This window comes from Nostoc mirabile CHAB5784 (genome assembly GCF_020829645.1).
Lineage (GTDB): Bacteria > Cyanobacteriota > Cyanobacteriia > Cyanobacteriales > Nostocaceae > Nostoc > Nostoc mirabile.
Genome location: NZ_JAIVFS010000163.1, coordinates 1 through 11066 on the forward strand (window position 1 = coordinate 1; position 11066 = coordinate 11066).

10 protein-coding genes are annotated in these 11066 nt (G+C 41.7%); 4 read left to right on the forward strand and 6 right to left on the reverse strand.

Annotated features, from left to right (window positions below; translation table 11 throughout):
- Window positions 1–414: 414 nt before the first annotated feature.
- Complete coding sequence (locus tag LC653_RS41675; RefSeq protein ID WP_229501151.1) at window positions 415–648, forward strand: hypothetical protein; 234 nt, start codon at window positions 415–417, stop codon at window positions 646–648.
- Window positions 641–922, forward strand: coding sequence for a hypothetical protein (locus LC653_RS41680; protein ID WP_229501152.1), 282 nt, complete (start codon window positions 641–643; stop codon window positions 920–922). Before LC653_RS41675 ends, LC653_RS41680 begins: the two co-directional genes overlap by 8 nt.
- Window positions 923–1196: 274 nt before the next feature.
- Here LC653_RS41680 and LC653_RS41685 read toward each other — a convergent pair whose 3' ends face one another.
- The 5 genes from LC653_RS41685 to LC653_RS41705 all read right to left on the reverse strand — a co-directional run bounded on the left by LC653_RS41685 (window position 1197) and on the right by LC653_RS41705 (window position 6648).
- Complete coding sequence (locus LC653_RS41685) at window positions 1197–2414, reverse strand: glycosyltransferase family 4 protein (RefSeq protein WP_229501153.1); 1218 nt, start codon at window positions 2412–2414, stop codon at window positions 1197–1199.
- A 390-nt stretch (window positions 2415–2804) separates the two neighbouring features.
- Window positions 2805–3437: a response regulator transcription factor gene (locus tag LC653_RS41690; RefSeq protein ID WP_229501154.1), complete on the reverse strand. Its 633-nt coding sequence runs from the start codon at window positions 3435–3437 to the stop codon at window positions 2805–2807.
- A complete protein-coding gene (locus tag LC653_RS41695) occupies window positions 3434–4270 on the reverse strand; it encodes a S1C family serine protease (RefSeq protein WP_229501155.1) in 837 nt (278 codons plus the stop codon). Before LC653_RS41695 ends, LC653_RS41690 begins: the two co-directional genes overlap by 4 nt.
- A 252-nt stretch (window positions 4271–4522) precedes the next feature.
- Entirely contained in the window at window positions 4523–5425 is a 903-nt protein-coding gene (locus LC653_RS41700; RefSeq protein ID WP_229501156.1) for a S1C family serine protease, read from the reverse strand.
- A 1016-nt stretch (window positions 5426–6441) separates the two neighbouring features.
- On the reverse strand, window positions 6442–6648 hold the full coding sequence (locus tag LC653_RS41705; protein ID WP_229501157.1) for a hypothetical protein: 207 nt from the start codon (window positions 6646–6648) through the stop codon (window positions 6442–6444).
- Between the two features lie 77 nt (window positions 6649–6725).
- Here LC653_RS41705 and LC653_RS41710 point away from each other — a divergent pair, with 77 nt between their 5' ends.
- Entirely contained in the window at window positions 6726–7025 is a 300-nt protein-coding gene (locus LC653_RS41710; protein ID WP_229501158.1) for a ferredoxin, read from the forward strand.
- Window positions 7026–7374: 349 nt separating this feature from the next.
- Window positions 7375–7698: a DMT family transporter gene (locus LC653_RS41715; protein ID WP_229501159.1), complete on the forward strand. Its 324-nt coding sequence runs from the start codon at window positions 7375–7377 to the stop codon at window positions 7696–7698.
- 544 nt (window positions 7699–8242) lie between these two features.
- On the opposite strand, the gene LC653_RS41720 is transcribed toward LC653_RS41715, so the two are convergent.
- Window positions 8243–10444 (reverse strand): PAS domain S-box protein, encoded by a 2202-nt coding sequence (locus tag LC653_RS41720; protein WP_229501160.1) that lies wholly within the window; start codon window positions 10442–10444, stop codon window positions 8243–8245.
- Window positions 10445–11066 lie beyond the last annotated feature (622 nt).

Genomic DNA, 11066 nt, shown 5'->3' on the forward strand with positions numbered 1-11066 from the left:
ATCTGGAGCAGATATACTACAGAATTGTTAAAGGTCGCGGATGCTTTGAGGCTGACAAGATAATATTTTTAATCTCTAATTCCATTTGATTTGCGTTCTCTCATATCGCTTTTAGTCTAAACTCCAGATCACTAAGACCAAGCGCATTGATTTATAAGATTTATTTATACTTATTTAGGCGAGCGATCGCTTGTCTTCTCTACCAGAGGCTGCGCCAACGACACGCTGTGCGAACGACGATCGCACCCAGATCGAAATTGCCGAGTTCTCAGACTTATTTGTCTAATTTCGGATACATTACCGCAAATGCGCTGATACTTTATTTTCGCCTCTTTATAAAATCCGCAAAAACACCGTTACGCTATTTGAACTTGTGATCAAAACTTAGAGCATCCAGTTTATTAGGGCGTGTTTATGACCAACCCTGTAAAAACGGTTATCCAAGTCAATCTGGAGATGGCTCTAGAAGTAGCTCAAGAATTGGAGCAAGCTTCATACACTCAACTCGGTGCTTATTGTTTGGAGATTTTGCGGGAGATAGGATGTGCTGGTACTGAACTCCCACTTAACTTACAAACTCGCGATCAGCAGCTAAACTTTATCACAGGCTTTGCGTCTTATGCTTTTGGGGAGGTACAAAATGTATAAAGCATTAATTGAAGATATATTTTCCGATCCAGAAGAGGCAGAAGAAACTACTTTTCCTGCCACAGATAAAGATTTGTTAATTTTAACAGAAAAATTTTTAGGGTTTGAAATTCCTTCAAAGGTTTTCTTACAAGCTATAGCCATTGCTGATTACGATGGTGCAGCTGCTTTCCGCTACGTTGATAATTATTTGACTACTCTCAAAAATAAAAATAAACGTAAGCATAAGAAATTACTTGTGTTAGGTGCTTCAACTAAATACGACAATAATTGATGTGTTTCTTTACAAGCTAACCCTGAACCAATCCGATTTAGATAAGATAATTTGTATAGCCGATGTAGAGACGTTGCAATACAATGTCTCTACACACATCTGTCCCACACCGACAATAAAGAAGAATTGAAATCTATCTAGAAGCTAGTACTGCTGCGCGGAAGTCAAAAGTCAAAAGTCAAAAGGCTTTTTCATTGATTTCAAATGGTTGTGCTATTTCCCACCGTATTGTACTAGTGCTGGGATCTTGATTAAATCAAATATTTTTAGGTTATTACTCTCTTTTAAGACATACTTGTTCATAACTTTTACCAGCAATATCCCAAGTGAATTCTGTTTCTACGAGTTGTCTGCCGTTGTGAGATAATTGTGAACGCAGATGTGGATGCTCAAATAGTTGACTAATAGCGGTGATGTACTCTGTCGGTTTATTTGCTCGTAATGCCCGCAATGGATGACTAGCACCATCTACGGCTAATCCTTCTAAACCGCGATCGCTAGCTACTATCGGTACACCAGCTGCCATTGCCTCTAAAGTTTTATTTTTAATGCCAAACCCAGTCCGCATCGGTACAACGGAGATGGTAGATTGATGTAAATATTTTACCATCGAAGGCACACGCCCAATCACATTAATTCCTGGTTTTTGCTCAAGCGCTAAAACTTCTGACACCGGATGAGAACCGACAATATCGAAAGTTGTATCAGGATACAATTTTTGGATTTCTGGCAAAACTTCGTTGCTGAAGAAGCACACAGCATCAATGTTTGCTAAATTATCCATTGCACCGATGAAAATTAAACGGTATCCACCGGGATCGGTGGTACGGTTGGGGAAAGAAACTAAATCTACACCATTGGGAATAACTGTAATTTCACTATTAGGGTTAAACTCTTGTAGTTGAATTTTATCTTCTTCTGTTGTCGCAACGATTGCCGAAAATTTAGCACAGTAGTTTTGCTCATAACGCCGCAAAAGTGGCAGATTAATTTTGTCTCTGAGCGAATTTTCCGAAATTCCCGTTGATAGTTGGTTGCGACAAGTAGCGTAAACAGAACTATGAATATTAACTATAGTTTTTAGTTGTTTGGGAAAATGCGAACGTATATAAATTTCATTGACGCTATGTTCGCAGGTAATTACATCGCATTTCCCTGCTTCCACCCAGTTATCAATCCATGTTTGCATCTCAACTGAGTAGCGGTTGAGTACGCTTGGTGGTGTTCCCTGTTGCAGAAATTTACCAAATCGCTGTATTTTCTTTAATATTCCGGTGGTTGCAGAATCTGGCGGGCGTTCAAAAATGGCTAGATGATCCACACAATCGCGTAATTCTGCTACTTCTGCGTCTGTAACATCGCCCTCGCGTTGAGTCACGAGGATAATATTATGGCGTTGACTCAGGTATTTAAGTAAATTAAATGTCCTGACTTGGGTTCCCCCGCGCGTTGGTGGGTAGGGAAAGGTGGAAGAGAGCATTAAAATGTTCATATAAGTGATGAATCAAATGTGATATATACAGCATCACCTCATTGAAGGCTGTATGTCATCATTTGATATTGAATAGACCTCACGCGATGTGCAACTTAATTTTTGACCTCTCTCCAAACCTCTCTCCTAAAAGGAGAGAGGCTTTGAGGCTACTCCCCAACGCTAGCTCTTAAGGGGCTGGGGGTTAGGTATTTTTTTGGCGTTGCAGGGCGTTGCTGAATTGAGTGATTTCAAAACTTTTGTAGAGACTAGCAATTGCAACGTCTCTACACCCAGATTCATACATTTAATCAGCAACGCCAAATTTGTTGTCCCTACTCCCTACTCCCTACTCCCTACTCCCTACTCCCTATTTTCAAGGCAGGTCTATTGCATCCAACCGATAATTGATTACAGCATAATCAAACCCAATCTGACACCCACAGCAACAGCCTCGGTACGGCTGGAGACACTGAGCTTTTGAAAAATGGATGAGAGATGAAATTTGACTGTATGCTCCGAAATGTGCAAGCCTTTAGCGATCGCTTTATTTCCCAACCCAGACCCAAGCATTCCTAAAACCTCTATCTCGCGTGGTGTCAAGGTTTGTACAGGATTTGTTACCACTTTTTCTCGGATAGATAATAATTCTACAGCATCCGGGTGCAGCACCACCAAACCAAAAGCGATCGCTTCCAAAGCAGCGACAATTTCTGACTCTGTGCTATTACTGGGCAATATCCCCCGGATACCAGAACGTAATGCCGTCTCTAAGTCGATGCTGTCGAGTTCCTCAACAATGACGATCATTCCTAATGGGTATTGCTGTTCTTGAATAACCAGCAATTTTTCCCACACCGATTGTTGAAGATTACCGCTCAAATCTACCAGCACCACATCTGGTTGTAATTGCCCAACTTCCCTCGCCAATACATCCAAATCGGATGCACTCCCCACAACTGTCAGCCGAGGATTGGTAGTTACCACAGCTGATAACCCTGCCCGTACAACAGGGGAAGTGGCAACTACCATCACTCGGATCATGTCGCCTCCACAGCAGTTTTACCAGCCTGCACCTCAACATAAATCACGAATTGCTGCCCACCGCGTAGGAGTTGTAGCGGTACAGATCCTTTACTCTCATGGAGATATTTGGTTAAATCATTCATGCTAGTGAATAATCGCCCCGAAACTCCAATTAAAACATCGCCCATTTGTACACCAGCAATTTCCGCCGCACTGTTAGGTAGAATTGACAACACCAATAAACCCAAGCTACGCCTACTTAAAAGCACGGGTTGCAGTGTAACTCCCAGCTGCGGACGACTATTTCCCTGTACAAAACGCTCAACAGTTTTGCTGCGAACTGCCACAGCCAAACCATTAACAATCATGGTGTTAATTCCCACAACAAGGCCTTGACAATCGGCAAGTGGCCCCCCAGAGTTTCCAGGATATAGCCGCAAATCAGCCATAACTGCTCGTGGATTATTTGCATAGATAATTCCAGTTGTCACAGCACCACTGTCAGCAAACGGATTACCCACTGCTAAAACTAATTCACCCACTCGTAGCGCCTCAGAATTACCAATGGTTGCAGCAGTTAAATTAGTGGCGACAATTTTCAGGGCCGCTAAATCCTGTTGTGGATCAAATTGTGTACGCACCGCATCAAATACTCTTCCGTCTGCCAATTCCACAGTTGCGCGGTTGCTGGTTGCGACATGGGCATTAGTGATAATTAGTCCGTCAGATTGCCAAATTACACCGGAACCGACTCCCAGAGAGCCGCTTTTCACTTTAACAGTGCAATCGCGTAGTTTAGCAGCTACCTCTGTTAATTCAGCAGTGATGTTAGTTAATGTTGTGTTTGCCATGTTATACAATTTTTCCCCATGTCAAAATAGAATCTGTTGGCTGACAATAGTTTTTAGTCGAAGTTTCGAGTTCAGAAGCTCAACGTTCGAGCAAAAAGGTGGAAGTTCCGAGTTCAGAAGCTCAACGTTCGAGCAAAAAGGTGGAAGTTCCGAGTTCAGAAGCTCAACGTCCGAGCAAAAAGGTGGAAGTTCCGAGTTCAGAAGCTCAACCTTCAAGTTCTAAATTACGAATTACGAATTACGAATTACGAATTACAAAGGTCGTTCGCCAACGGAGATCGCTAACTCAACTAATACTCCACCCCGGACAACTTGCAGGTTGACAGTTTTACCAATGCGATCGCTACTATTGAGCAACGCCAGTACATCACCTGTATCACCCACAGTTACGCCATCGAATGTTACCAAAACATCGCCAAGCAGCACACCTGCATTATCAGCAGGCCCAGAAGGCTCAACATTAACGACAATTACCCCAGTTGCAGAAGTTAAATTGAGAGCAGTTTTCAGGTTCTTAGGTAAGCGTACAGGTTGCATTCCCACACCCAAGTAGCCTTTTGAAATGCGTCCTTTTGCTACTAATTGGTCAACCACGCGATCGACTGTAGCAGTGGGAATAGTCAGAGCAGTACCACGCCGCCCCGATGTATTCATGCCTACAACAAAACCAGCAGCATCTACGAGCGGCCCACCTGCAAAACCAGAGTAAAGGGTGATGTCTGGGCGGATGAATTGGTCAATATTTCCGCCACTCATACTTCGCCAAGCACCGCTAACCACACTCACTGCACCCATCGCCGCCCTTAAGTCACCTTCGCTACCTCTTGCCAGTCCTAACACGAGATGACCAACTTTGAGGGTTTTGGCATCGCCAACTTTTGCCACAGGAATTTCTAAATTTTCTAGTTTAAAAACAGCGATATCAGTGCTAGAGTCATGACCGATGAGTGTTACTGGTGCAGTACTACCATTTGATAAAGTGATGGTGATGTCGTCATAGCGCTGGAGTGACTCATCAGAGGTAACAATGATGCCATTACGCCAGTGAATACCACTTGGGGAAACACGAGTACCCGCATTTACCGCAACCACAGTACTTCCAGCTTGTTCTACGGTGTCAGCTAAATTGTTGGATAAAGCCAGTAATGAAGACATAAGATTTTTCTGCAAACGTTCTTAGATGTTCATATCGTCCTGTTTTATCAACCCAGATGGCATCGGAAAAATGGGGAGAATTCATCCTAGAAAAATGGCTAGGATTTATATAGCAATCTTGAATCATTAGTCAAGAAAAAGATCCGCGACTTCTCAAATAATTCGCGGATCTGCGGGTTGCAATTCTCACAAATCAAATAGGATTGCTCAATATCAGTATTTTTTAAATCTTCTGCTTCGTTGCCATCCCGCCTTGGAATAAATTCCGAGGCTAATATAGGACTAGTATTTGATTTTTGAAATGCACGTAGTGGACTGTCTACGCAAAATAGTGCATTAGACGTAGGTTGGGTGGAGCGGAGCGCAACCCAACATATATCAGGATGTTAGCAATGGCTTAGCCTCCACCCAACCTACAATTTTTTTGCTTCTGCTTCGTTGCCATCCCGCCTTGGAATAAATTCCGAGGCTAATAGCTAAACTCCTCTCAAGAGGACTAAATACAAGATTTAAAACTGTCATATTTGACAGGCGATCGCTTTTCACTACATGAAGTTAATTTCTGCACTTTCCATCATACTCCGACCATTTCTGTTGCTGGTATAAAAACTTGCAATCCAATTCTTTAGAGCTACGCATAAGTTTGTCAAACGATTCACTTGCCTCTCTTGAGGGTCGCCCTCGCTCATATTCGCTCCAAACAAAGATCAGGAGCAGGGCGATCGCTCCTCCTAAAAGCAACCACTACTTTTTAGAGACGTTATTTAAGTCAAAATTCATACACAGTAAATCATGCGTCGGATCTATTATTTCCAAAAATTGAAGCGATGTACGTGGCTGTCCTCGGTGAAAGAGAAAATTTCAGTCCACTTGAGTGGACTTGAGCTATTAGCCTTGGAATAAATTCCAAGGCGGGATATCGGTTAGCACTTTTGATTGGGTCGGTACTTAGTCAATCAACACTTCCTTGGAATTTATTCCAAGGCGGGATATCGGTTAGCACAACACTTTGACTATTACAAAAATGTCGGCAAAATATCAGGAACACCAAGCGTATTGCATTCTAAGCTGGAATAGCAATGAAATGGCAGATAAACAAATGCACACTCAATCAAGGGATTTACTGAAGCGATCGCAACATTTTTTTCTGTGTGATTTTGGTCTGAAGCTTTTGGTAGATGTAAACTAGCCCCACTAATCGCTTGAGAATCTAAAACAGTCAACCACAAACAACTCTAGACTAGCAGCACATAAACCCGTAGTATCGAATATGGAGTTTATTTGAACTAGGAATTGTTACATGGCAAGTTATAAGGTTACATTACGTACCCCAGACGGCGAAAAAGTAATTGACGTTCCTGATGATGAGTATATTCTAGAGATCGCTAACGAGGAATATGAGCTTGATTTGCCCTATTCTTGTAACGCTGGTTCTTGCTCTACCTGCACCGGTAAGCTGATTTCAGGTACAGTTGACCAATCAGATCAGAACTTCTTAGACAACGATCAAATGGACGAAGGATTTGTCCTCACCTGCGTTGCCAAGCCCACTTCTGATTGCGTCATCGAAACCGAGCAAGAAGAAGCGCTTAATGGTTAACTAAGAAATATGGATTTAATAAAGAGCAAGTTTCGTAGGGTGCGTTAAAATATTCCTCCTAGCGCACCTAAAATCTGGGGTGGTGTATAACACACTATAAAAGATTTAAAATTTTGCACTTTCCTAATAAATCTGTATAGGCTGAGTAATTCACGCAAAAAAGCGCTCTCCTTTTGGAGAGCGCTTTTTATTTAGTTTAATAGAAAACATCTTCTTAAAGCTTTCAACGCTAGCGTATCCTACAAATTTTTAGTAGATTCATGCGAATAATGATAATAATTCGACCTGTTTTATTTTTTTTATTTGGATAAGATAATAAGAGATTCCTCACAAACTGCTGATAACAGATATGTCAACAAGTTGGATTTACCTTATCGCCGCAATCCTCTTTGAAGTTTCAGGCACAACTTGCATGAAGTTATCGCAAGGATTTACTAAAATAGGCCCTTCCATATTAATAGCTGTCTTTTATGGATTTTGTTTTACTTTTTTGACCCTTGCTCTCAAGAAACTTGAAGTGAGTGTAGCTTATTCTGTCTGGGCTGGATTAGGAACTGTCTTAATTGCTATTATTGGTATTCTTTGGTTTCGTGAATCTGCCACACTTATCAAGCTCATTTCCATCGCCTTAATAATCATGGGGGTAATTGGCATAAATGCAAGTGGGGGATAGAAATTAGGCGGCTCATCTATCATCAGGTTTACCAATCCAATAACGCAGGTAGTGATTTTTTTACAAGAGACAAATAACGAGATCGCTTTTACCGAAGCATATCTAAATGAAATGACAAATCACCGCTATCAAGTTATACGTATGTGGGAGCAAGATTCGGCGTTATTTCTCGATTAAGACTTACGCATCAAGTACGAAATGTAAGGGCAATACCCTGCCTTAAGCCAATACGCTTGGGTTAAGAAGAATCGTAGGTTGGGTTGAACTTTAGTGTTACCCAACAAAGCCTTGATAATGTTGGGTTTCGTTCCTCAAACGCCAGTTGCTTCAAGTCGGCAGAGCCGCCCAACGCACTGGCTCCCCAACCTACACCAGTTTTATTTTTTAGCCTTAACCCAAGCGTATTGTGCCTTAAGCCGCTTTGCGTCTACATGAATTACCCCTACAGGAAATCAAGGCTTTCACTGCCTTTTTGCGTAAGTCCTATCGATAATCCTGCATTATTACCGTTGGCACCATTAACGCAGACAAATATATAAATAAATTAGCCATCTCCTGTAACTGATTCTAGTTCTGGAGACAGCAAATGTGTGTCTTTGAATGTTGAGGCAGGCAAGTACAGTGTAAATTGAGTCCCTCTGCCTACCTGACTGTAAACATTGGCAAAACCACCGTGATTTTTAATGATACCCAACGCCGTGGAAAGTCCTAAACCTGTACCTTTGCCTACCTCTTTGGTAGTGAAAAATGGTTCAAAAATTCGTTGCTGGACTGAAGCCGACATCCCCATGCCGGTATCCGTCACCACGATCGCAATATAAGAACCCACTTTAGCATCAATATTTATCTGGGCAGAATGTTCCCCAATCACCAGATTTTCCGCCGCAATCCTCAATGTACCGCCATTGGGCATAGCATCGCGGGCATTAACTACTAAATTTATCAACACCTGATGTAGTTGAGTTGCGTCTCCACGGACATACCACAGATTTTTAGGGATATCTGTTTGGCAAATGATGGATTTGGGGAATGTTTGAGTGATAATTTGCTCAATTTCTGCCATCAAAGGCTGAATTTGGACAATTGTCTGTTTAGCTTCGATGCCCCGTGCAAAAGATAACACTTGCTTGAGTAAATTAGCGCCGCGTTTAACATTATTTTCTAAAGTTTGCAGTATTTGTTGACTCTGCGAATCGGGCAATTTCTTTTGCAATATTTGAACTGACATTAAAATTGGAGATAGTATATTGTTCAGGTCATGGACTATACCGCCAGCTAATGTACCGATACTCTCCAAACGTTGCGATCGCAGAAGTTGAGCTTCCAATTGTTTCTGCTGCGTAATCTCGGTGTTCACACTCAAAATGGATTTAGGTTGTCCATTATCATCTCGGATCAGTATCCAACGACTTTCAACGATAATTACTTTCCCTTCCCTTGTCACTTGATGCAACTCACCCCGCCACTCACCCGTATTCATCACCCTCAAGTAAGCATCTTCTAGCTGTGGTGAAATGTCTTTATACAAAAGTTGCAAAACGTTCTTACCGACAATTTCCTCAGTCTTCCAACCATACAGACGTTCAGCACCTTGATTCCAAAACAATATTTGGTTGTGGATATTTCGCACCAGAATCGCATCACTTGATACATCCAGCAGCAACCCTTGTTCACGGATTTTCTGTTCTGCCTGTTTTTGCTGGGTTATATCTCGCATCAGTGCCAAATGGATGAACGTGCCATCAGATTCGTTACCTAGTGGTACGGCATGAGTTTCCATGTAGCGACGAGTACCTTTAAATCCCACGATTTCAAACTTCAAAGTCCCTTTATTACCTTGGCAGACACTTTTATGCAAGTTGGCAAAGACTGCTCTATAATCTGGTACAATTACGGCATCAATTGGTTTACCAATCAATACATCAGCACTTTCCACTTCCATTATTGCCAGCCCTTCTGCATTAATTTCTAAAAGGGTTCCATCCCTGGCAATTAACTGGATGCATTCTGGTTCTGCATCTATCATGGCTCGTAAACGATTTTCGCTTTGGCGTAAAGCCAGTTCCGTCTGCTGAAGTTGCCTGATATAACGCCACAACAAGTCATACAGAAGCACCACCAGCACTAAATCTACAACAGCAGCGATAAAAAATGTAACTATTGCCTTTTGGGAACTTGCTTGCGACTGCTGCATTCCCTGCTGTAATAAATTTTGCTCTACCTCTAAAGAGTCGTGAATAAGCTGTTGGATTTCTTTGCCGGGTTGCTTGTTTTTGTCAGATAAGATTCGCTCCCGAACTGCTTCAAATCCCTGGTTTTGTCTGAGGGAAATCTCTTGTTGCAGGATGTTGAGCCTGTTGCTAATTTTCGGCTCCAGCAAAGAAATCCACTGCCGCTTTTGATGGTTATCAGCAGTTAAATTGCTGAGAATCTGAATATTCCTATTAGTTTGTTGATCAGCTGCAAGATAGGTTTTTAGATCATCTGCATCTGCTGTAATTAGGTAGTTACGTTGTGCAGTTTCAGTATCTTTGAGTGTAGATTGGATACTTTCAAGTTGAGTAACCACTTTATAGGAGGATGTCACCCATTGCTGGTTGTGAATCAGCTTAACAGTGTTGCTATATGAGACTACAGCATTAGTAAATACAACTGCCAATGCTAGGATGAATATTGCTTTCAGCTTTTGGACTCGATACCCTTTTTTGATCATGCGATCGCCCTTTCTGCCGCAGATGCCCTCCATCAGTTAAAATTAAAGATTAAAAACAAATACTGAGAATATTTTCATGATTGTGACAGCACGGGTAACAAAATACAATCTCTTCAAGTTGTAAATATCTGAATTTTTTCGGATGATTATTTATACATAATAGTCAGAAATACATCCGCTAATTTTTAATATAAATTCATTTCTAGCAGTAGTATAGCCAATGCAGTTCGGATCAGATAAGTTGCATATCCATAACATTTGTAGAGACGCTGCATTGCAACGACTCTATGTTCAAAATTGTAATTAAGCGCACAGTAGCCGTAAATCCAAAACAAAATCAGGAAATATATCTTCTCCAGACAAGCTAGTACCCCAAGCTGGAAGTCACGCATTCACCCATTCACGCATTCACGCATAATTACAGCGTATTTCAGGTAAATGAAGTACACGGGTAGGGGCACAACATGTTCATTGGTGTCAACTTAACGTGAAACCCTTGCAATGACGTTATATCAAGTCCACTCAATTACTAACGCTCTTTTATTACTCTCATGAGAGTATAATTAATTACTAACAGTTTAACTTAGCAAGGGTATTTAATTGGGTTCAAGAACGGCTACCTCCACGATCACCGTGGTAGATCAGTACTGCGATG